Source organism: Pseudomonas sp., assembly GCF_036404235.1.
GTDB lineage: Bacteria > Pseudomonadota > Gammaproteobacteria > Pseudomonadales > Pseudomonadaceae > Aquipseudomonas.
In genome coordinates, this window is record NZ_DASWOT010000092.1 from 1 (window position 1) to 22,991 (window position 22,991).

The 22,991-nt window shown below is 56.6% G+C and carries 19 protein-coding genes and 1 pseudogene; 13 read left to right on the top strand and 7 right to left on the bottom strand.

The features are described 5' to 3' along the window. Positions 1–366, top strand: a pseudogene (locus tag VGC62_RS11255) (keto-deoxy-phosphogluconate aldolase); the annotation flags it as partial. A gap of 181 nt (positions 367–547) precedes the next feature. Here VGC62_RS11255 and VGC62_RS11260 read toward each other — a convergent pair. Together VGC62_RS11260 and VGC62_RS11265 are read right to left on the bottom strand one after the other, a co-directional pair. Further along, the gene (locus VGC62_RS11260; RefSeq protein ID WP_331187158.1) at positions 548–1,756 is read right to left on the bottom strand and encodes an aminotransferase class V-fold PLP-dependent enzyme; all 1,209 of its coding nucleotides are present in this window, start codon (positions 1,754–1,756) and stop codon (positions 548–550) included. A gap of 3 nt (positions 1,757–1,759) precedes the next feature. Beyond that, on the bottom strand, positions 1,760–2,035 hold the full coding sequence (locus VGC62_RS11265; RefSeq protein ID WP_331187159.1) for a DUF3820 family protein: 276 nt from the start codon (positions 2,033–2,035) through the stop codon (positions 1,760–1,762). 243 nt (positions 2,036–2,278) lie between these two features. Between VGC62_RS11265 and VGC62_RS11270 the strand changes: the two genes are divergently transcribed. Then, positions 2,279–2,749 carry a PA2169 family four-helix-bundle protein gene (locus VGC62_RS11270; RefSeq protein ID WP_331187160.1) on the top strand — a complete coding sequence of 157 codons (471 nt, stop codon included), beginning with the start codon at positions 2,279–2,281 and terminating at the stop codon, positions 2,747–2,749. Between the two features lie 39 nt (positions 2,750–2,788). On the opposite strand, the gene VGC62_RS11275 is transcribed toward VGC62_RS11270, so the two are convergent. The 5 genes from VGC62_RS11275 to VGC62_RS11295 all read right to left on the bottom strand — a co-directional run bounded on the left by VGC62_RS11275 (position 2,789) and on the right by VGC62_RS11295 (position 10,808). Next, a complete protein-coding gene (locus tag VGC62_RS11275; protein WP_331187161.1) occupies positions 2,789–4,252 on the bottom strand; it encodes a sensor domain-containing diguanylate cyclase in 1,464 nt (487 codons plus the stop codon). Positions 4,253–4,513: 261 nt separating this feature from the next. Next, entirely contained in the window at positions 4,514–5,878 is a 1,365-nt protein-coding gene (locus VGC62_RS11280; RefSeq protein WP_331187162.1) for a heavy metal sensor histidine kinase, read from the bottom strand. Further along, a complete protein-coding gene (locus tag VGC62_RS11285; protein ID WP_331187163.1) occupies positions 5,868–6,545 on the bottom strand; it encodes a heavy metal response regulator transcription factor in 678 nt (225 codons plus the stop codon). The genes VGC62_RS11280 and VGC62_RS11285 overlap by 11 nt, the downstream gene beginning before the upstream one ends. A 10-nt stretch (positions 6,546–6,555) precedes the next feature. After that, positions 6,556–9,693 carry a multidrug efflux RND transporter permease subunit gene (locus VGC62_RS11290; protein WP_331187164.1) on the bottom strand — a complete coding sequence of 1,046 codons (3,138 nt, stop codon included), beginning with the start codon at positions 9,691–9,693 and terminating at the stop codon, positions 6,556–6,558. Beyond that, the gene (locus tag VGC62_RS11295; RefSeq protein WP_331187174.1) at positions 9,690–10,808 is read right to left on the bottom strand and encodes an efflux RND transporter periplasmic adaptor subunit; all 1,119 of its coding nucleotides are present in this window, start codon (positions 10,806–10,808) and stop codon (positions 9,690–9,692) included. The genes VGC62_RS11290 and VGC62_RS11295 overlap by 4 nt, the downstream gene beginning before the upstream one ends. A 339-nt stretch (positions 10,809–11,147) precedes the next feature. Here VGC62_RS11295 and VGC62_RS11300 point away from each other — a divergent pair, with 339 nt between their 5' ends. From VGC62_RS11300 to guaA, 11 genes are all read left to right on the top strand, one after another. Then, on the top strand, positions 11,148–11,471 hold the full coding sequence (locus VGC62_RS11300) for a hypothetical protein (protein WP_331187165.1): 324 nt from the start codon (positions 11,148–11,150) through the stop codon (positions 11,469–11,471). A 342-nt stretch (positions 11,472–11,813) separates the two neighbouring features. Next, positions 11,814–12,404, top strand: coding sequence for a fimbrial protein (locus VGC62_RS11305; RefSeq protein WP_331187166.1), 591 nt, complete (start codon positions 11,814–11,816; stop codon positions 12,402–12,404). 65 nt (positions 12,405–12,469) lie between these two features. Further along, positions 12,470–13,213 (top strand): molecular chaperone, encoded by a 744-nt coding sequence (locus VGC62_RS11310; RefSeq protein WP_331187167.1) that lies wholly within the window; start codon positions 12,470–12,472, stop codon positions 13,211–13,213. Between the two features lie 248 nt (positions 13,214–13,461). Beyond that, positions 13,462–15,954: a fimbria/pilus outer membrane usher protein gene (locus VGC62_RS11315; protein ID WP_414705783.1), complete on the top strand. Its 2,493-nt coding sequence runs from the start codon at positions 13,462–13,464 to the stop codon at positions 15,952–15,954. Next, entirely contained in the window at positions 15,951–16,715 is a 765-nt protein-coding gene (locus VGC62_RS11320; RefSeq protein WP_331187168.1) for a molecular chaperone, read from the top strand. The genes VGC62_RS11315 and VGC62_RS11320 overlap by 4 nt, the downstream gene beginning before the upstream one ends. An 80-nt stretch (positions 16,716–16,795) precedes the next feature. Then, positions 16,796–17,716 (top strand): fimbrial protein, encoded by a 921-nt coding sequence (locus VGC62_RS11325; protein WP_414705784.1) that lies wholly within the window; start codon positions 16,796–16,798, stop codon positions 17,714–17,716. A gap of 128 nt (positions 17,717–17,844) precedes the next feature. Continuing rightward, positions 17,845–18,069, top strand: a complete 225-nt coding sequence (locus VGC62_RS11330; protein WP_331187176.1) for a hypothetical protein — start codon at positions 17,845–17,847, stop codon at positions 18,067–18,069. 269 nt (positions 18,070–18,338) lie between these two features. Further along, the gene (locus VGC62_RS11335; RefSeq protein ID WP_331187170.1) at positions 18,339–19,118 is read left to right on the top strand and encodes a sulfite exporter TauE/SafE family protein; all 780 of its coding nucleotides are present in this window, start codon (positions 18,339–18,341) and stop codon (positions 19,116–19,118) included. Positions 19,119–19,191: 73 nt separating this feature from the next. Then, positions 19,192–19,740, top strand: coding sequence for a sugar ABC transporter ATPase (locus tag VGC62_RS11340; protein ID WP_331187171.1), 549 nt, complete (start codon positions 19,192–19,194; stop codon positions 19,738–19,740). Between the two features lie 139 nt (positions 19,741–19,879). Beyond that, positions 19,880–21,349, top strand: a complete 1,470-nt coding sequence (gene guaB, locus VGC62_RS11345; RefSeq protein ID WP_331187172.1) for an IMP dehydrogenase — start codon at positions 19,880–19,882, stop codon at positions 21,347–21,349. Positions 21,350–21,495: 146 nt separating this feature from the next. Continuing rightward, positions 21,496–22,991: glutamine-hydrolyzing GMP synthase (guaA, locus tag VGC62_RS11350; protein ID WP_331187173.1), on the top strand; the 1,496-nt coding region annotated here is incomplete at its 3' end.

Genomic DNA, 22,991 nt, shown 5'->3' on the forward strand with positions numbered 1-22,991 from the left:
GTGACCCCAGGCAGCACGCACGATCTGCTGGAAGCTGCGGTTCATAGCAAGTTGCCACTGTTGCCAGGCATCAGCAGCGCGTCGGAAATCATGATCGGTTATGCCTTGGGCTATCGTCGCTTTAAGCTGTTCCCTGCGGAAATCAGTGGCGGGGTTGGCGCAATCAAAGCGTTGGGCGGTCCGTTCCCGGAAGTGCGCTTTTGCCCCACAGGTGGTGTGAGCGCCGCCAACCTCAAGAACTACATGGCGCTGGCGAACGTGATGTGCGTCGGCGGGACCTGGATGATCGACAACGCTTGGGTGAAGAACGGCGACTGGGGGCGTATCACCGACGCCACGGCCGAGGCCGTTGCATTGTTTGACTGAGCTGCTGCGCTGTGTGGAGCTGATCAACCCTGGGCCTTGTTGAATCGACGCTTGCTCGTGAAAGCGATAGTCCAGGTTTGAAAGCTACCCTGTGTGCTGGTCAATTCGCCGGCACGCCTGCAACTGGACTTTATTGTCAGTGATCGCATTTCTACACGCTTTACTGCCTGATAAGTGCGGATCAAGCCAGATCGCGTAGCGCCTGTATCAGCTGTGCTACGTGCGCTGTGGAGGTGGTGAAACCGGGGGTGATTCGAATACACGGCCCACACGCCGAGCCGTTACGCGCGACCGTGAACAGCCCATACTCATCCAGCAACCGCTGAATCATGAGTTGCTGATCGGCGTGGTGGGTAAAACGTAGCGCGGTGATGCCGCAGTACAGTCGAGGATCATCTGGTGTCAGCACCTCGATGCCCTCGATCTCTCTGGCTGGCTTGACCCACAGGTTTCGCAGGTAAGCGAGTCGCGCTCCCTTCACGGCGGCCCCCCCGAGCGCACGATGCTCCTGAAAAACCGTTGGCAACGTCATCAGCGCCGGGATATTTGGCGTGCCGTAAGGTGCGCGGGAAAGAATGTCGTCGAGTGGATATCGCTCATCACCCATGTCCGGGTCGATGGACTGCAGGCGCTTTTCGGCCACATAAATGAAACCCAGGCTTAACGGTGCGCCGATCCATTTCTGTAAGTTATAGCCGGCAAACGGCACACCCAGCTCATCAAGTTTGAAATCCAGTTGGCCCAGCGCGTGGGCCCCGTCGAGTATCACGTCCACGCCGTGCTGTTTTGCCAGCGCAGCAATCGCCTGGACAGGCATCACCAGCCCCGTGCGATGGGTAACGTGGGTAAGCGCCATCAGTTTCAGGCGAGGATGGTTCTCGAAGGCATGGCGGTAGGTATCGAGCAGCGAATCAAAGCTGGCAGGATGTGTGTGCTGGATTTCAATCAGCTCTACACCACGATTTTTCACCAGCCAGCGCATGGCAGTCTGCACGCTGATGTAGTCCAGATCGCTGATCAGTACTTGATCGCCAGGGCGCAACTCGTTGTAGTTACGAATCAACGACAGCAAGGATTCTGACGCGCAGCGGGTGATCGCAACCTCACCTTTGGCGGCGCCCACAAGGTCTGCCAGCTGCGCTCTGATGACCTCGCTGTCCACCGCATCGAATTGCTGGCGCACGTACACCGAGTTGCTGCGGTTCACGTACGCCAGATTTTGCTCGTAGTTCTTCAGCACCTTGCGGGTCATGCGGCCGAAATAGCCATATTCGAAGTTCATCGGGCCGGGTTCTACATCGTATTGAGCCGCGACCTGCTGCCAGAAGACTTCATCGTTGGCGCGTTCGATGACGCTCGACGCTGAGCCGGTATGTATTGCATCGGGCATTTGCTAGTCGTCCCTGTCGGAAAAGCGAATGGTGGTCTTGACGGGTTTGTCATGCAACGGCTGGCGAGGGCGCGTGCGCAAAGGGTCGAGCAGCCCGGACAAGCCGTTGTGGTCGATCTCCTGCATCAAGGACAGCAAGCTGCCCAACTCGCCCTTGGGAAACCCTTCGCGGGCAAACCAGTTCAGGTATTGCCCTGGCAAGTCAGCAATCAATCGACCCTTGTACTTGCCATAGGGCATTTCGCGGGTGACCAGAAGTTTGAGTTTCTCAGGATCCATGGGCGCCGTTTGTCCGTTTGAGTGAACCGAAAAGATACGTGCATTCTGCAACGATGCCAATTGACAGATCATGCAGAAAGCTTGGTCAGGCTGTGTATTGATAAATATAACTTATTGATAGTTAATGTTTTTATTTCGGTAAATAACTGGCACGCACGCTGCAATAGTCAAGGCATGGAGAGGAAATAGACCTCTTTTCTAGAATTTAACGCTTTGATCAACCTGCCAGTAAGGAAATGAAAAATGACCGATATCAACAAAGAATCAATCTCGGTACTCAATGACTTGATCGAGACCAGTATCGACGGTGAAAAGGGTTTTCATACCAGCGCCGAAGACGTCAAAAATCCTGAAATCAAGGCGTACTTCCTGTCCCGTTCCGCTGAATGCGCGACGGCTGTACGTGAACTACAAGCTGAAGTCCGTGCGTTGGGTGGCGATCCGCAAACTTCGTCCAGCGCAACAGGTGGTATCCATCGTCTGTGGGTTGAGCTGAAATCTGCAGTCACCGGCAAAAGCGATGAAGCGGTGCTCAACGAAGTTGAGCGCGGTGAAGACCATGCGCTGAAAGCTTATAAAGATGCCCAGCAGAAAGCTGTTGAGAAAAATCTCCCGGTGAGCGTCACCAGTCTGATCCAGCGTCAGCTGGCAGGCACTCAGGCCAATCACGATAAAGTGAAGGCCCTGCGCGACAGCGTCCGTCGCGTGAGCTGATCAGCAGTCATAGAAAAACGCCGACCTGTTCGGCGTTTTTTATGACTGCTGTTCAGGTTGCTGAACGGCGAACTCAACCCGATTGCGACCGTTTTCCTTGGCTTGATACAGCGCTTTATCAGCAATATCGAAAAGTACGTCATGTGTTCCAAGTAGTTTAGGCGTCATTGAGGCTATGCCGATGCTGATAGTTATCGAGCATTCGTCATTGGGGAAGCGGGGCAGTGCTTCGACAGCCTGGCGAATTTTTTCGGCGATTACTTTTGCTCCCTCCAGACCTGTTTCGGGTAAAACCACTGAAAACTCTTCGCCGCCATAACGTGCCGCCAGATCCCCAGGGCGACGTATCGTAGCCGCTATTGCGTGAGCAACATTACGCAGCGCCTCGTCGCCGCCATGGTGCCCATGACGGTCATTGAATGCTTTGAAGTGATCGATATCGATCATCAACAGAGACAAAGGCTGTCCTGAGCGTAACCCTCGTGCCCATTCCTGCTTGAACAGTTGATCCAGACGTCGGCGATTGGCGAGCCCCGTCAGCGCGTCGGTTGACGCCAGCTTAGCCAGCCCCTGTTCCGCTTGCTGGCGCAGTTGCAGTTGTTTGCCCAGCAGATACGACAGCCACAAAATGCCCAGGCAGAGAATGCTGGTCGCGGTGCCGACCAGCAGTGCATTGCGTTTCCAGACCGCATAAACCTCCTCGCGCGCTTGTGCCACCACCACAATCAGAGGCAGATTCCCGACGCGTGAAAACGTGTAGATCCGGTCAACTTTGTCGATGCTGGCCACTGCGGCAAAACTCCCGGTGCCCTCCTTGAGAATGCGCTGGAAGTTCGGCGCATTGCTGAAGTCCAGGCCGACATAGTCCTTGCCAGGTTCATCGGGCTGCCGGGCGAGCACCAAGCCGTTGATGTTGATCAGATTAATGAAGCTGCTGTTCCCGACATCCAGTGATCTAAACAGTCGATTGAAGTAGCTCAGGCGCATGGCCGCCGTGGCAATCCCGACGAACTTGCCGTCGTCGGAGGGGATGCGCCGGCTGAAACTGATGCACCAGTCCTTGAAGCCCCACCGCGATTTGAACGGCCCGCCGATGCTCAGCTCCAGTGACGGGTTGTCGCGGTGTTGCTGAAAGTGCGGGCGGTCGGAGAAGTTGTCATTGCGCGGCGTGATTGAGGTGGAGTCTGCCAGGATGTCTCCATTCTGATCCAGCAGCAAAAGGTCGCCCTTGTAAGGCGCGGCAGTGGAGCGATCAAACAGGATCAAGTGCTGCAACGTCGGCGAAATGCTCTTCAAGTCTGGCCGTTGCGAGGCAGCAATCATGCCCAGCAGGGCAGTGTCGTATAGCTCGGCATTGCGCTGTACGTCGGCATCGATCAGTTGCACGACGTTATTGGCCGAGCGAACGGCCGTATCCCTGGCGTTGCTGTATTCACGGATCAATAGCGACGTGACAATGGCAAGGATCGCTAAAACTGCGAAAAAACTGCCGGACATCAGCATGTTTTTTGAGCGAGACCAAGACTTTGAACCGAGCCTTGCGCTATCAAGCGATGAGACTAACAAATCATTTTGGGGCAAAGAGATGTCCAGTTATTTGATTTACAAAGACTTTTATAAATCCATAAACAATATTCAACGTTCGTGGTTGAGGTGTTTATAACCTTATAATTCGAAGTGGCGTAATTAGAAATACTTTGAGAGACTTATTCAAGTCCGGCGTTTCTCGAAATGGTGTGGGAAGTAGCGCCGAAATGCACCTGCTCACAAGGGGAGGTTGATGCCGAATGTGTTGATGCCGTCTTTGCTGCACACAAACACGGTGCCCCCATGCATCAGTGCGATGGCTTTAACGATTGCCAGCCCCAGCCCATGGTTTGCGCCGCTGTTACTGCGCGAAGCGTCAACCCGATAAAACCGCTCAAACAGTTTCTGCAGATGTTCAGGTGCAATCGCACTGCCGGGATTGGCTACGCCAATACTCACACGATCACCCTCGGTATGGATATTGACGTGTATCACCTGGCCTGCATTTGTGTGCTGGACGGCATTGTGTAGCAAATTAATCAGGGCCCTGCGCAGGTGCGCTTTTTCGATCGGCACATTAGCGTCGCCGCGAACCTCGACCTGCACCTGAGCGTCTTCGAGAATGAAATCCAGATAATCCAGCGTGGTAGCGACTTCTTCAGCCAGTGAGGCGTTGGTCAGTTCCGTAGCCTTGCTGCCTTGGTCGGCACTGGCGAGGAACAGCATGTCGTTGATGATCGAACGTAGCCGCTCCAGTTCTTCCAGATTCGACTGCAGGACCTCGAAGTAATGATCGGCGGAGCGTCCTCGGGTTAATGCCACTTGCGTCTGACCAATCAGGTTGGTCAGCGGTGAACGCAACTCATGGGCGACATCTGCGTTGAACGACTCCAGGCGTGAATAAGCCTGCTCGACCCGTTCCAGGGTTGAGTTGAAAGAGGAGACGAATTCGTCCAGCTCCGGTGGCAGCGGGGAGAGCTGGAGGCGTCCGGATAATCGTGGCGGCGCGAGTTTGCGCGCTTTGTGAGAGAGATCTCGCAGCGGTTTCAAACCAATGCGCGCTACCCAATAACCCAGCGTGGACGCCAGCGCAATGCCAATGGCGGCCAGGCTGATCAATGCAATCAGCAGCGAGTGTTGCGTCTGCCAAAACGTCTCAGTGTCGATGGCCGTCAGAAAGCGCAGCGGTGGACGTTGATCCTTGGCCGGGAATTGGCTCACCAGCACCTTGAAGGGATAGTCGTGGTCGTCAAGCGTTAGGTCTCGCATACCCAGCGGGCCATTGGCGAAGGCGCGAATGGCAGCGTCAGGGTCGCCGAATTCGTAAGTTGGGTTGTCGCTGACGACCCAGAACCGCAGGCGTTTGTCTTCTTCGCTGAGCAGGCGCAACTTGGCGTTGATCTTCGCCCAGTGCTCTGGATTACCGTAGCGTGTGACCGCTGATTCGAGCACGCTGTAACGCGCATCGATCTCGGCTTCGGGCAGCAGCCCCAAGCCTTTGTCGACCTGGATGTAAAGCGCCGAGCCAATCAGTACAAACACCAGCAATGCCACCAGTGCGAACATGCCGCTCAGGCGCAAGGCGATGGAATTAGTCGACACGACGGCTCTCCAGCACGTAACCCATGCCACGGATGGTGTGCAGTAGTTTTTGTTCGAATGGCCCGTCAAGCTTGGCGCGCAGACGTTTGATCGCGACTTCGACAACATTGGCATCGCTGTCGAAATTGATGTCCCAGACCATTTCCGCAATCGATGTCTTGGACAGAATTTCGCCATGCCGACGGGCCAACACGCTGAGCAACGAAAACTCTTTGGCGGTCAGGTCCAAACGCACGCCTGCACGCGTGGCCTTGCGGCTGATGAGGTCAATCCACAAGTCAGCGATGCTGATTTGGACCGGCTCATGGCCGCCGCTACGACGGGTCAGCGCTTGCAGGCGTGCGACCAGTTCAAGAAACGAAAACGGCTTGCCGAGATAATCGTCAGCACCTTCGCGCAGGCCGCGAATACGATCATCGACGTTCTCCCGCGCGGTGAGCATGATCACCGGCGTTTGCTTGCGCGCGCGCAAGGCGCGCAGGACGCCGAAGCCGTCCAGTCCTGGCAGCATGACGTCGAGAATGATCACCGCGTATTCGCTCTCCAGCCCCATATGCAGGCCCTCGATGCCTTCGCGAGCAACGTCGACCGTATAGCCCTGCTCGGTCAGCCCGCGATGCAGGTAGTCAGCGGTTTTCTCTTCGTCTTCGATAATCAGGACGCGCATCGGTCCATTCTCACTTTTCGGTTATCAGCGTAGCTGCAGGTCTTTTTGTCGACATCGATGTGGGTGTCGATGCAGGGTTGGGGTGGGAACGGTGGAACAGCCGCTCCAACTGCAGGTAAATCACGGGGGTGGTGAACAGGGTCAATGCCTGGCTGACCAGCAGGCCACCCACCACGGCGATCCCCAGCGGCTGACGCATTTCGGCGCCGACGCCATGGCCGAGCATCAGCGGCAATGCACCGAGCAATGCCGCCAGGGTGGTCATGATGATGGGGCGGAATCGCGTCAGGCAGGCTTCGTAAATGGCATCCTGGGCGCTAAGGCCGCGGTGGCGTTGGGCCTCCAGCGCAAAATCGACCAGCAGGATACCGTTCTTCTTGACGATACCAATCAGCAATACGATGCCGATCAAGGCCATGATGGAAAAGTCCTGCCCCATCAACCACAGCAACAACAGTGCGCCAATGCCTGCCGAGGGGAGGGTGGAGATAATCGTCAGTGGGTGTACGAAGCTTTCGTACAACACGCCCAGGATGATGTACACCGCCACCAGCGCGGCCAGAATCAACCACGGTTGGTTGGCCAGCGAGCTCTGGAACGCCTGCGCGGCGCCCTGGAAGTTTCCGTTGATCGACGCCGGCATGCCGATTTCGTTTTTCGCCTGATCGAGCAACAGTACCGCATCACCCAAGGCAACGCCGGGGGACAAGTTAAACGACAGGTTGGCGGCCGGGAACATCCCGTCATGGGAAATAGACAGTGGCCCCATCACGGGTGCGCCGACTTTCGCCAGCGCCGAGAGCGGCACCATTTCACCGGTCAGAGGCGAGCGCAGGTAGAAATAATTCAGGCTTTCGGCTTTGCCGCGCTGTTGCGGATCAAGCTCAAGAATGACCTTGTACTGGTTGATCTCAGTCTGGAACTCATTGATCTGGCGCTGACCAAATGCGTCATATAACGCCTGATCGACATCGCTGGTGGTCAAGCCGAAACGCGCGGCCGCGCTGCGATCGATGTCCAGGTGGGTCACGCTGCCACCCAGCTGCAAATCGTTGGACAGGTCTCGGAAGGCCGGGATTGCGCGCAGCTTTTCGGTCAGCTTCTGGGTCCAGAGGTTGAGCAGCGGCCCGTCGTTGCTCTTGAGCACGTATTGATATTGCGCCCGACTTGAACCGGAACTGAGGTTGATGTCTTGACCTGCCCGCAGGTAAAGAACGATGCCCGGAATCTTCGCCAGTTTTGGGCGTACCCGATCAATGAATTGACTGGCCGATACATCTCGGTCGCCGCGATCTTTCAGGGCAATCCAGAACCTGCCGTTGGCGATGGTCTGGTTGTTGCCGCTAACCCCGACTGAATGCGAGAACGCTTTGACCGCTGGGTCTGCACCGATGATTTTTGCGATGGCCTTATGCTTCTCCACCATGTCCGGATAAGAAATATCGGCCGCTGCTTCGCTGGTGCCAAGCACCATGCCGGTGTCCTGTACGGGAAAGAACCCTTTGGGGATAAACACATAGCCAGCCACGGCCAATATCAGCGTCAGGCTGAACACTGCGAGCATCAAGCGTTGATGGGCCAAAGCAAAACGCACCCCACGGGCATAGCGTGTTAATAGGCGTTCGCCGAAACCCGGTTTGGCATGTGGGTCGTGTTTGGGCGCGCGCATGAACAGCGCAGCGAGGGTTGGGGCGAGGGTCAGCGACACCACCACAGATATAAGAATGGTCGAGGTCGCGGTCAGCGCGAACTCCTTGAACAACCGTCCAACCACGCCGCCCATGAACAGCAACGGTATGAACGCGGCAATCAGCGAGAAGCTGATGGACACCACGGTAAAGCTGATTTCCCCGGCACCCTTAATGGCTGCATCGCGCATGTTGTCGCCGGCTTCAAGATGACGGTGGATGTTCTCCACCACCACAATCGCATCGTCCACGACAAAGCCGACCGCCACCACAATCGCCACCAATGTCAGGTTGTTCAGACTGAACCCCATGACGTACATCAGCGCAAAACTGGCGATCAGTGAAACGCCGAGCACCGCCGTGACGATCAAGGTTGCCGACAATTGGCGCAGGAACAGCGCCATCACGGCGATCACCAGCAGCACCGCGATCAGCAGCGTCATTTCTACTTCATGCAGCGACGCGCGAATGGTTTTGGTCCGGTCGCTGAGGATCGAGACCTCCACTGATGCTGGGAGCATCTCTTGCAGGTGGGGTAGCGCTGCGAGGACGCGGTCTACTGTCTCGACGATGTTCGCACCCGGTTGGCGGGAAATTGCGATGTTCACGCCCTGCTGAGTACCGGACCATGCCGTGACGTAGGCGTTTTCCGAACCATTGATGACTTTCGCGACATCTTGCAAATGAACCGGCGCGCCGTCTTTGTAGGACACGATGAGTTGCTCGTAGTCCTTGGCCTGAAACAGTTGGTCGTTGGAGGCGAGGGTCGAAATGCTGTCTTTGCCGTACAGCGCGCCTTTGGCCAGGTTCAGGCTGGTCTGCTGCAAGGACAGACGCAGGTCGGCCAGCGTCAGACCGATCGATGCGAGTTTGTCTGGAGACGCCTGGACGCGAATCGCTGGGCGTTGCTGGCCGGTGATGTTGACTTGCCCGACGCCATCGATCTGGCTCAACTGGCGGGCGAGTAGCGACTCGGTTACATCACTGAGTTCGGTTCCTGGCATCAGAGTGGAGCTGACACTGAGGATTAGCACGGGGCTGTCGGCAGGGTTCACTTTGCGCCAGGTGGGCAGGTTCGGTAGGTCGGCGGGTAATTTGCCTGCTGCGGTGTTGATTGCCGCCTGAACTTCTTGCGCGGCGGTGTCGATGCTTTTGTTGAGGGTGAATTGCAGGATCAGGTTGGTTGAGCCCAACGCGCTGCTGGAGGTCATTTGGGTCATGCCGGGAATAGCGCTGAATTGCACTTCCAGCGGTGTCGCGACCGAAGAGGCCATGGTTTCCGGGCTGGCGCCGGGAAGTTGCGCGGACACCTGAATCGTCGGGAACTCGGCCTCCGGCAGTGGCGCGACCGGCAGCCGAGGGAAGGCAATCAGCCCCAGCAATACCAAGGCGAAGGTTAGCAGGACAGTGGCAACCGGGTGGTTGACGCACCATGCTGAAATCGAACCTTGTCCTTTCATTTACTGAGCTCCGCCGCATCAGCCAGGGCCTCGTCGGTCGGTGCCTTGACGACTTCGATGTGTGAGCCCGCCTTGAGCCTGGACTGCCCGTCGCTGACCAGAACGTCGTTGGCGTTGACGCCACTGATCAGCACCAGATCGCTGTCTTGATACAGCACCTTGACCGGCACGATTTCGACACTGTCACCTTTGACCCGGTAAACGAAGTGGTGGTCGGCACCGCGTTGCACCACTTGCGCAGGAACCTTAAGCGCGTCGCGGTCGAGGGCGGTCTGGATCTTCACGGTCACCAGTTGCCCGGGCCAAAGTTTCTCCAGTGGATTGGGAAATTGCGCCTTGGCGCGAATGGTGCCCGTTGCTGCGACCACTTGGTTATCGATCAGAGTCAATTTGCCCTCGCCGAGCAGCGTGCCTGTCGCGCCTTCACCCAGATACGCCTTGACCGATGCCGGGGTGCTGGCGGTGATCAGGCCTTGCAACGTAGGAAGCATCTGTTGCGGTAGCGAAAAGGTGACAGACACGGGGTCGATCTGTGTCACCGAAAACAAACCTTGGGCGTCGCTCACGCGCAGGAAGTTGCCCTCATCCACATTACGAATACCGACCCGCCCCGTCACAGGTGAGCGAATCTGTGTGTAGGAAAGCTGAACCTGTGAAGCATTGATCGAGGCCTGATTACCGGCTGCGGTGGCCTTCAACTGATTGACCAGCGCTTGTTGCTGATCGTACTGCTGCTTAGAAATGCTGTTGTCCACAGTGAGCAGTTTGTAGCGCTTCAAATCCAACTGAGCCACATCCAGTTGTGCCTGGCTTTGTGCCAGCTGTGCTTTGGCTTGCTCAAGCGCTGCACGGATCGAACGATCATCAATGGTGGCAAGCAAATCGCCCGCTTTGACCTGCTGCCCCTCCTTGACCAGCAGTTTTGTCAGGATGCCATCCACCTGAGGCCGCACCATCACGCTTTGCAATGACAGTACAGAACCGATGCCAGTGACGAAGCGCGGCACATCCTCCTTCACGACCTTCACCACGCGTACGGGTATCGCGACCGGTGCGCTGACCTTAACAGTTGCTGGCCGGGTGTAAGTCCAGGTTCCGATCACTATCAGCGCCATAACACTGGCGGCTATAACAAAAAACTGTGTTTTTTTGTGCATACAAAGTAAACGCCAGCGGATGGGTAGGACAGCAAAATGGGAGTCTCTTTATAACGCCTCTACCCGGTCAGCAACGTGACTGCTACCTGTCAGAATTGTCAGTAAGTCCGGGGGATGGACGAAGGGTCGTAAAGGAAAGCGTCAGAAGGTCGATACCCAGATAGAAAAGCACGGATGTCGATCAGGGACTACTCTCATGCTTGGGATATGTCCTACACGAATCGTCGTGAATTCTGGCAAGCGGCCTTAGGCTCGACTTAATCTCATAGGCGAGTCCCTTCACTCTGGAGTGCAGCGATGGAAGTCAAAAAGACGGTTCCGATGTTCTTTTCAGTCGCGGTTATCGGAGTTTGCCTATGGGCGGGGGCCGTAACCGCCAGTGAAAGAGGATTGGCATTGCAAGGGCGCATAGTCAATGCCGGATGCGACGCACAAACTTCATTGGGCCCGGGGCAGCAGGCCTTTCATCTGGTCAGGGTCAATGCGCTGATCACCCTTAGCGTGAGTACTGTGCGCAACGCCTGTGGTGAAAAATACTTGCCGTTAGTGGCGCGCTACATCGAACAGCCTTCCACCGTTATTACGGCGCGTGCAGGTGTCCTCATGCTGACTTATCAGTAAGTTGCCTTAACCCAATTTCACTGGATGCCACCTGCTTTTCCTGGAGGGCCGGTGGCGTGCGTACGGCCTGCCAACAGAGAGTGCTGACCTTCTGCTAGGCGTCGACCGACAGAAACAGATGCAACATCCTACCCACACTATTTTCTGCTGATTTTCTGAAACCCCTGAATTACCTTGTGTTCAGGGCGGTTCTACTTATTCCTACGGAAACGTCTGGCACTCGCCACTGTCGATTCTTAACCCTCTAAGTAATCATCCTGACATCCGCTAAAAAGACATCCGCTTATAGTTCTTGGCGTCCACTGAGGGCACACACGAATGAATACAAGGATTGTCGTTAGCATGAAAAAGATTTGTCTTCCTCTGGCTATATTGGCTGCGATGGGCTTGGGCGTCGCAGGCACCGCCAACGCTGCAAACAACGGGAAACTGGTTTTTAACGGTACCCTCACTAACATCTCTTGTGATATCGGCGCCGGCTCTGGCGCAAGCGCTGGCAGCAATCCTGGCGATATCAACGTTGATCTGGGCAATGTGTCGTTTTCCGACATTGGTCGGCCATCGGAGAACAAGATCGAGACCGCTTCGCAGATCCAGCTACTGGTCAACTGTACGGCGGGAGCCGCTCAGTACAATACCGTCAAAATGCGTTTCCTCTCTCGCGATGGCAGCGGGCAGGATAACAGCGATCCAACACTATTGCGCACCACTGGAGCGGCTGACGGTGTGGGCATCGCGCTGCTGAACACCTCAAACCAGTTCATGGACCTGAGTGCCAACGAAACTATCGACGCTGCTCTGGTTCGTCAAGGCACCGATGGCGCGACTGCTGAACTCAACTTTGCTGCAGTGTACGCGTTGAATGGCTCAGCCAGCCCCACTAACCCAGGTAACGCCGACGGCTTCCTGCCTTTCGTACTCGATTACGAATAATGCAACAGGCGGAGCGAGTACGCCTCGTTCCGCCCCCTCTCCTGAGATCCAAGGCGAACGCCCTCATGCTCTCTATTTTCATCCGCTGCTGTGCCCTGTTGCTGGGTATGACGCTGGCGATCACTGTTCAGGCGGGCGTGGTACTCAATACGACGCGGGTCATTTATCCGGGCAAGGACAAAGAAGTCAGCCTGGGCATTTATAACAGCGGCGCCAGTGAGATTCTTGCGCAGTCATGGCTGGAAACCGATATTGAAAACGCCGACGCGGGTAGCCTGCCGTTTGTGATTACGCCTGCCCTTGCACGCATGTCAGGCAATGCCAAGCAGTTGGTGCGCATTATTTATGCAGGCAGCGGCCTGCCGCAGCATCGGGAGTCGGTGTTTTGGCTCAATGTTCAGGAAATACCGCAGACCGCTGATGAAAACGTCCTGCAAATTGCGATTCGGCAGCGCATCAAGGTGTTCTTTCGTCCCGTCGGGCTTCAGGGCGATCCATTGGATGCTGCCGAAAAGCTCGAATGGCGGCTCACCGATAACCGCGTGCTGGAAATCAGTAACCCCACGCCTTATCACGTGTCGATGATCAGCATCGGAGTGCAACAGGGCGCAACACGCTTGCTCCAGGAGGGTAGTCGAATGCTGGCGCCGTTGCAGCGTGTGCGGTTGCCTCTCGAACGACCTGCTGACGGTGCCGCGACGAGTCTGAGCTTCATCAGCATCAATGATTTTGGCGCACAAGTGCCTTATCACGCCGCGGTCTTCAGTGATCGCACGAATGTGGCCGCAAAGGCCGTCCCTGCCTCCTGACTAGCCGCTGAGCGCTACGCAGGATTTCCGTTTTTCTTTTTTTCGAGCCGGTGTATTCCGGCTCTACCCTCGTGCGCCGAGCGAAAGGAATCGACTGCGCATTGAAACTCCGAAATCGAGTGATACCTGTCAATGGAACGGCGAGACAAACATAACAAGGGAACGATCCCAGGCTGGCGCTCTCCGGCAGACAAAGCGTATTGCGCCAAGGTCCTTGCTCGGCCGGTCGAGCCGCAATGCCGCTGTTCATGGCTACCGCCGCCAGCATAGCGATAGCCCTTCCGGTTGCGGCAATGGCCGATCAATCCCCCAAACAGAACGTCGCGCCTGCTCACGTGCGATTCAATACCGCCTTCATCCAGGGCAGCGACCAACCGCCCGATCTCAAAGCGTTTCTGGACGGCAATAGCGTGGTGCCCGGCACCTATCGCGTAGATATTTTCCTCAATCGCGGTTTGAGTGGCCGGCGAGACATTGTTTTCAATACAAATCCGGTCACCGGTATCGTTGAACCCTGCTTGACGTTGGACATGCTTTCGCAGTTCGGTCTGGACCTGAAGCGGCTGGGTGAAACAGGGAGTGGCTCGGGGGCAGTCAACAAGCCTTTTGCGTGCTTCGATCTGCCTGCCGAGGTCGAGTTTGCCCGGATCGATTACCAGCCTAATAACTTGCGACTCAACATCAGCGTTCCGCAGGCTGTGATGTCCCGTAGTGCCAGGGGCTATGTCGCACCTGAGTTGTGGGACGAAGGCGAAACAGCAGCTTTTATCAATTACAACTTCAGCGGCTCGCGACGTAGCAGCCGTGGACAAAGTGTCGACCAGTATTACCTGGGGCTGCGCAATGGCGTGAATATTGGCGCATGGCGTTTGCGCAATGAATCGTCGCTGATTTATGGAGACAACCAGCCTTATCGGTTTAGCAGCAATCGTACCTTTGCCCAGCGAGATATCACCGCCCTCAGCAGTCAACTGTCGCTGGGCGAAATCTTCACCGATTCGCAGATTTTCGACAGTGTGAGGTTTCTCGGTGCGACGCTGGCTTCCGACGACGGCATGCTGCCTGACAGCGAGCGCGCTTATGCGCCGATCATTCGTGGCATCGCCGAAACCAACGCCACTGTCGAGGTCCGGCAAAACGGTTTCATGCTCTACAGCGGCAATGTTTCCCCCGGCCCTTTTGAAATATCGGATATCTATCCAAGCGGCTCAAACGGGGATCTGGAAGTCACCGTGATCGAAGCTGATGGCCGCAAGCGTGTGTTCGTTCAAGCCTTTGCATCGTTGCCGATCATGGTGCCGGCTGGTGCGTTTCGCTACAGCCTGGCAGTGGGGAAATACGACAGCAATCACGACACGGGCGTCGCGCCGCGCTTTACCAGTGGCACGCTGATCTACGGCCTGACCGATCGGGTGACGAGTTTTGGCGGTCTGCAAATAGCTGAGGCTTATCAGGCCGCGAACCTGGGCGCCGGTATCAACACCGGGCTTGGCGCTGTGTCGGCAGACCTGACCCATTCGATCAGTCAACAACGCGCACAAACCCGCAGCGGACAAAGCGTACGCCTGCGTTATGCCAACACCCTTGAACTGACCCACACCACGTTTGCGGTCGCGGGTTATCGCTATTCAACCGACCAATACAGAACGTTGGACGAGCACGTCGATGAGCTGGACGCGCGCGCAAGCCATTACGGTGTTGGACGCGCCAAGGATCGACTGGAACTCAACGTGACCCAGACACTGCCCGAGGGTTTTGGCTCGTTGACGCTGACGGGGTCGGAGCAGCGTTATTGGGACATGACGGGTAAGACGCGGCAGTTGTATGCGTCATATAACTCAACATGGCGCTCGCTCAGTTACAACGTGTCGGTGGAGAGCAATCAAACATTTGACCGCAGCGGACACAGTGAAACCGACAATCGCATCGCACTCACTGTCAGCCTGCCGCTGGGTGGCAATCCTGGCGCTTCTCGAATGTCTTTCAATGCCTTTCGCGACGGCGCTGGCAACTACAACGCGCAAAGTGGGCTCAGCGGTCAGTTCTTAGATGATCGCGACACGTTCTATTCCGTTCAGGCTGGGCATGACAATCGTTCAGGCTCCTCGGGTTTCGGCAAGCTCAACACCACGACACCGTATGGACGTTTCGACGCCAGCTACGGCCAGGGCGCGCAGTACCGTGCGTTCTCTGCTGGCGCGGCGGGCTCAGTGGTGGCGCATGCGGGAGGGGTCAATTTGGGTCAGACGCTGGGCGAAACCTTCGCGCTGATTCAAGTGAAAGACGTTGGCGGCGCGAAGCTGACCAACTACAGCAATGTCCAGACGGCGAGTAATGGCTACGCGGTTTTACCTTACGCACAACCTTACCGGACCAACTGGATCAGCCTCGACACTCGTCAATTGGGTGCGGACGTTGAGCTGGAAAACGCAGTGACGCAAATCGTGCCACGGCGCGGAGCGATGCCTTTGGTCACGTTCAAGGCCTCTGTCGGCCGGCGAGTGCAGTTCGAATTGGTGCGTGCCGATGGCAGCAAGCTGCCGCTGGGTGCGGTGGTAGAGGACGGGCACGGTAAAGTGTTGGCGTCGGTCGATCCCACCAGCCGCGCGCTGGTCCTGAGTGAAGAGGACAGTGGTGAGCTCAGTGTCAGTTGGGCTGATCAGCAGTGTCACGCAGCGTATAGCCTGCCGCCCAAAGACCCGCAGCGAACCTATGAGCGGCTCAAGGTGGTGTGCCAATGATCCGATTGCGACACATATATGGGGTGTTGTGCCTTGGCCTGTTGTTCAGCGCATCCGCGCTGGGCGCTGTTTCGCTGGCAGGGACTCGGTTGATTTTCGATGGCAAGTTTCGCGAAGTGAGCATCGAGGCCAGCAATCGTGGGGATAAGGAGGTCCTGTTGCAGGCCTGGCTGAGCGATGACCCAGGGCAGGTCGCGACTCCCGATAACCTGCCCTTTGTGGTCACCCCGCATCTGGTGTACCTGCGGGCGCAGGGTAAGCAGTCGCTGCGCTTGTTGTATGAGGGTGTGGGAATGCCGACCGACCGCGAGTCCTTGTTGTATCTGTATGTCATGGAAATCCCGCGCCGCAGTGAGGCACAGCAGCAACTGACTATCGCTGTCCGCCAGCGCATCAATGTGTTTTACCGACCGGCAGGGCTGCGCGGCGATCCGGCCGATGCGGCGCAAACGCTGTCATGGCAGTTGGCAGAGGGCTTGCGCGGTGAGTTTTATCTGCGAGTGCGTAATCCGACGCTGTTTCATGTGTCGCTACTGGCGCTGCAACTCGATGGCCTGCAAGTCAGTGATCACCTGCTGATCAAGCCCGGTGAGGCGATATCCGTGCCGCTTGCCAGGAGCCTGCGCGCTGCACGGCTTTCGTTCAAGGCGCTGACCGATTACGGCGGTCAGCGCAGTTATTGCGTTGAGTTGAATGGCGACCAGCCTCCGGCTGCGCAGTTGACGACCCACAACGCGCATCCATTGAAAGGGAAATGTTGAATATGAAGTTTTTTTTGTCTACCTGCGGGGTGGGTTTTATAGGGCTCGCGCTGCTTGTTGCGCCTGTCAGTGCGGTCGCAATGGTGTGCAAAACTCAAGGCTCAGGCGAAACGGTGATCCGCGCTGACCTCGACAGTTCAGTTGCCATTCCTGCGTCCGTTGCAGACGGCACTGTAGTGTGGCGATCCGAACGACTGAACATCGCGGTTGAATGTGCCAAGGATGGTCAGCCGGGAATCGTCGAGGAGGTCTCCGTTTACCTGAACCCGGAAAATCTTCAGGTGGGGCAGGGCATCCGCGCGGGGTTGACGCTCAATGGTGTGGATTACATGCAAAGTCAGGGGCGTATCGGTACTCAGCAGTTTTTGCCTGCCTGCCAGGAAGACGAATCCAACATTGGCGCGTGCCCCAAAGTCAGTTTCAATTTGCCATTCTCGATGTTCATTCAGAAATTCGGCCCGACACCAGACTCAGGTGTTGCGAGCGATTTGCCGGATTATCGAATGTTCCAACTCGACAGCGCCCTGGGCATGAATCCGCTTCCCGTCAACAACCTCAATTATGTGATCAACAATCTGTCCGGATTACGTTTCATCGCCTGCGACGCTGAGTTGCGTGTGATGCCCGATGTCGTCGAGTTCGGTCAGGTCAGCATCCGGGATGTGCAAGTGGGTAAAGTCGCGGACGTTCGCCGCTTTGCGCTGGCAACCAGCAGGATTTGCGATTCGCCCTTTAGCCTGGATGCCCGCTTCACGCCGGTCTCTGGCGTGCTGTCTGGCGATGTGCTGGTGCCAGTGAATAACGACAGCATCGGTATTCGCATCACCCACGCCAATAATGGCGTGCCCCTGCGTTATAACGAGCCGTTTCACCTGAGCGATCTACTGGGTGAAAACTATTCAGCGACAGCGGACTTCAACGCCGAGTTGGTCTGGCAAACTGAAAAGCCGAAACCTGGACCGTTCGAGGCCGAGGTGATGGTGGATTTATTTTATAAGTGAACATGGATACCAGACCCGATGAGAGGGTGTGAGGGCGCAGGCAGGCGAAGGGCGATTCAGGTATGCTGCGCGACCTTTTGGGCGTTCGCCCGTTTGTTGTCGACCGTTTCGTGACTTTTGGAGCTTTCATGACCACTTCTGAACACACGCCTGCTCCCGAGACCGTCGACAGCGCGGCATCGGCTATTGAAAACAAGGCCGATATCCCGGCGTTTGGTTTCCCCTTTAAACCGGGCGAGCTATTACAGGCAAAGAAAGAACAAGGCTGGTATCAGAAAGGCGGCAAGTCAAACCACGAAAAACGTCCGGGCGCAGCGCCCGCCGGGACTCGCCGGTCTATGGGCAAGCGCTGAAGTTGTCCACGCTGCAATTTTTGCAGCAGGTCACCCTTCGCCCAGCGTCTCCAGCAGGTTGATAGGCTGTTAAATCAATCGCTTATTGAATGTTTGATACGCAAGTGAACGTGCTCGTGAGGTAGGGTGTGCTTGACACACCGAGGCAGTTTTTTGCCAACAAGTCGATACCTCGCCGCTATGGGTCATTTCTCCCCCTGTATAAATAGCCGATGACTGGTTAAAGTCTGCGCCAAAATTTCCGATCATCAGTTCAATAGGGAGGTGCTGTGACCGTTGCCGGATTGTTGGTTGAGTTCAGTCAATTAGGTTTTACGCCGCTGGACTGGCTGGTCATCGAAGTGGCTGTCATCGCAGCTTATCTGGTGTTCGCTATTGCCGGTTTCGGCACCGCGTTGGTGGCGGGCCCAGTGCTCATCCATTTCATGCCCCTGTCGCGGATTATCCCTTTGCTGGTGCTGCTCGATTTTATCGCCGCGTTCAGTCATCTGCTGCCATCCCGGCAAATGGTGGTCAAATCGGAATTGTTGCGGATGGTGCCGTGCATGGCCGTGGGCTGCACGCTTGGGGTGGTCTTTTTGCTCAATCTGAAGTCTGACCTCTTGCTCCTGTTGATGGGGGTGTTCTTGATTGCTTACTCGGTTTACAGCCTGGCGATCAAAGTTCGTCCGACTCAGTTGTCAGCCGGTTGGGCGGTTCCCATGGGCACCATGGGCGGGCTGTTCGGCGCGTTGTTTGGCAGTGGCGGTTTCCTTTATGCGATCTACCTGAACGGCCGGTTGACGGACAAAAATCAGGCGCGCGCCACACAAAACGCATTGATCAGTTGCAGCACCATCGTTCGTTTGAGTCTGTTCGTGATCACAGGCGTGTACGCTCAGATATCCCTTCTGTTGCTTGCGGTGTGTATCTTCCCGGCGATGATCGTTGGCTCCTGGATCGGTCGCAGGCTGGTCATGAGATTGTCGCGGGAAATGTTCGTACGGCTGGTGACCTGGCTGGTGCTGATCAGCGGCATTACGCTGATTGGCCGTTACCTGGCGACCTGATTGCTAAACTTGATCTCGTCGACGGCGGCGTTAAGCTGCCGCCTTTCAATGATCGTCAGCAGCAGGCCCGTCCATGAATACCCAAAGCATCATCGTCCCGCAGATATCCAGCTTTCCTGCTCGCGAAGCGAAAGCCAGGGCGATCCTGCGCTGGCTGGTCAAACTGGATGTGGTTGAAGAAACGCTGAGCACCTGCGGACGCGGCTACAACAAAATGGCCTATGCCATCGCACCTGGTGCGCGTCGCTTCGTCGAGCATCCTGATGCGCTGCCTTATGGCAACGCTATCAACGGTCTGGAGGTCGTGCTCAAGCGCTGCATCTACACCCCGCAACAAGGGTTTGTCGAAGAAGCGGGCTGCCCGCAATGCCGTCGGGAGATCGGCGAGGCGCTGTTCGACAGTCTGGAGGAGTGGATGCCGGGGCATACTGACAACTTCATCTGCCCTGAATGCCGACATGAAGACGACATCAACGGCTTTCTGTTCCTCGATCCCTGTGGCTTTTCCAATCTGGGTTTCATCTTCAACGACTGGCTGGAGGCGGGTTTCAAACAGAGTTTTCTGGATGACTTCGCCGAACGACTGGATCGCCCGGTATCTTTCGTCAAAGTCCGGTTATAAAGTCTGTTGTTCAGATGTAATAAGCGATAGATCGCGTCGATCATCCTCAATTATTAAATAGACTGATCTTTACATTGAGAACAGGTACCTGTCTGGGTATAATGGCGCGCTTCCATTTTCCCGCTCGGGAGCCCCCGCGATGCTGCGTATCAGTCAAGAAGCCCTTACATTCGACGACATTCTCCTAGTGCCCGGTTATTCCGAGGTGCTTCCCAACGAAGTCAGTCTGAAAACCCGTTTGACCCGTGGCATCGAACTGAATATCCCCCTTGTTTCTGCCGCGATGGACACCGTCACTGAGGCCCGTCTGGCAATTGCCATGGCTCAGGAAGGTGGCATCGGGATCATTCACAAGAACATGACCATCGAGCAGCAAGCTGCTGAAGTCCGCAAGGTCAAGAAGTTCGAAGCAGGCGTAGTCAAGGACCCGATCACCATCGAGGCCGACGCCACCGTTCGCGATCTGTTCGAGCTGACTCGCCAACACAATATCTCTGGTGTGCCTGTCCTGCATGACGGCGAACTCGTCGGCATTGTGACGTCGCGTGATGTGCGCTTTGAAACGCGACTGAACGCCAAGGTGCGTGAAGTAATGACGCCTAAAGAGCGTCTGGTCACGGTCCGTGAAGGTGCCGATAAATACGAAGTGCGCGACCTGCTGCATAAACACCGTCTGGAAAAAGTACTGATCGTCGACGACAAGTTCGCGCTCAAGGGCATGATGACCGTCAAGGACATCGAAAAATCCAAAGCCTATCCACTGGCCAGCAAGGACGATCAAGGTCGTCTGCGGGTTGGCGCAGCGGTCGGTACCGGAAAAGAAACAGCCGAACGTGTTGCAGCGCTTGTCGCCGCCGGCGTTGACGTTGTTGTCGTCGACACCGCACACGGCCACTCCAAGGGTGTGATCGACCGCGTTCGCTGGGTCAAACAAAACTTCCCTGATGTCCAGGTCATTGGCGGCAACATCGCCACCGCCGCTGCGGCCCGTGCGTTGGTCGAAGCCGGCGCTGACGGCGTCAAGGTCGGTATCGGTCCCGGCTCCATCTGCACCACGCGCATCGTTGCCGGTGTTGGCGTGCCGCAGATCAGCGCCATTGCTAACGTGGCTGAAGCGCTGGAAGGCACCGACGTACCGTTGATCGCTGACGGCGGCATACGCTTCTCCGGTGACCTGTCCAAAGCCATCGTCGCGGGTGCTTGCTGCGTGATGATGGGGTCGATGTTCGCCGGTACTGAAGAAGCACCGGGCGAAATCGAGCTGTTTCAGGGCCGTTCGTACAAGGCTTATCGCGGCATGGGTTCGCTCGGTGCGATGTCCCAGGCGCAGGGCTCCTCCGACCGCTACTTCCAGGATTCTTCCGACGGTGCCGAGAAGCTGGTGCCGGAAGGTATCGAAGGTCGTGTCGCGTACAAAGGTTCGTTGGCCGCCATCATTCACCAACTGATGGGCGGTTTGCGTTCTTCCATGGGTTACACCGGCAGCGCCAATATCGAAGAAATGCGCACCAAGCCTGAATTCGTGCGTATCACCGGTGCCGGCATGGCTGAGTCTCACGTCCACGACGTGCAGATCACCAAGGAAGCGCCGAACTATCGGGTAGGCTGACGCCTCCAGCGGGAAGTTACACGCTATTAGCTACAAGCGATCAGTAGCGGCAGCGCCTTCGCAGGGCTGTCGTTACAGATCTGCAGCCCCCAACACCTTGCAGCTTGAAGCTTGAGGCTTGAAGCTGCTCTATCTAGAGTCCTCCCATGGCCCTCGACATTCACGCCCACCGTATCCTGATCCTCGACTTCGGTTCCCAGTACACCCAACTGATCGCCCGCCGCGTGCGGGAAATCGGCGTCTACTGTGAATTGCATCCGTTCGACATGGACGATGAGGCGATTCGCGAATTCGCACCGCGCGGGATCATTCTCGCTGGCGGCCCGGAATCCGTGCATGAAGCCAACAGCCCACGGGCACCTCAGGCTGTGTTCGATCTCAACGTGCCGATCTTCGGTATTTGCTACGGCATGCAAACCATGGCCGAGCAGTTGGGCGGCCGCGTTGAAGGCTCAGAGCTACGTGAGTTTGGTTACGCCCGTGTTGACGTGGTTGGCAAGAGTCGCGTGCTTGATGGCATCGAAGACCACGTCGATGCCGACGGCGTTTTCGGCCTTGATGTGTGGATGAGCCATGGCGACAAAGTGACCGAAATCCCGCAAGGCTTCCATTTGCTGGCGAGCACTCCGAGCTGCCCGATTGCTGGCATGGCCGACGACACGCGCGGTTACTACGGCGTGCAATTCCATCCGGAAGTGACCCACACCAAGCAAGGCGGTCGTATCCTCTCGCGCTTCATCCTCGACATCTGCGGTTGCGAAGCGTTGTGGACACCGTCGCACATTGCTAACGACGCCATTGCGCAAATTCGTGCTCAGGTCGGTACTGACAACGTGCTGCTGGGGTTGTCCGGTGGCGTTGATTCGTCTGTGGTCGCGGCATTGCTGCATAAGGCCATTGGCGATCAATTGACCTGCGTGTTCGTCGATAACGGTCTGCTGCGCTTGCACGAAGGAGAGCAGGTGATGGCCATGTTCGCCGAGAACATGGGCGTCAAAGTCATACGCGCCAATGCCGAAGATCAGTTCCTGAACAATCTGGCAGGCGAAAGCGACCCAGAGAAAAAGCGCAAGATCATTGGCCGAACCTTCATCGATGTGTTCGATGCCCAGTCCTGCAAGCTGGACAACATTAAGTATCTGGCTCAAGGCACCATCTATCCGGATGTCATCGAGTCCGCTGGCGCCAAGAGCGGTAAAGCCCATGTAATCAAATCGCACCATAACGTGGGCGGTCTGCCGGACGAGATGAACCTTAAACTGGTCGAGCCACTGCGCGAACTGTTCAAGGACGAGGTTCGTCGTTTGGGTCTTGAGCTTGGCCTGCCGTACGACATGGTATATCGCCACCCATTCCCGGGACCGGGCCTGGGCGTACGCATCCTGGGTGAAGTGAAGAAGGAATACGCCGACATTCTGCGTCGTGCGGATCACATCTTCATTGAAGAACTGCGCAAAGCCGATTGGTACCACAAAGTCAGCCAGGCATTCGTGGTGTTCCAGCCGGTTAAATCTGTGGGTGTGGTGGGTGATGGTCGGCGTTACGCATGGGTCGTTGCATTGCGCGCCGTGGAAACCATCGACTTCATGACCGCGCGCTGGGCTCACCTGCCTTACGAACTGCTGGAAACGGTGAGCGGGCG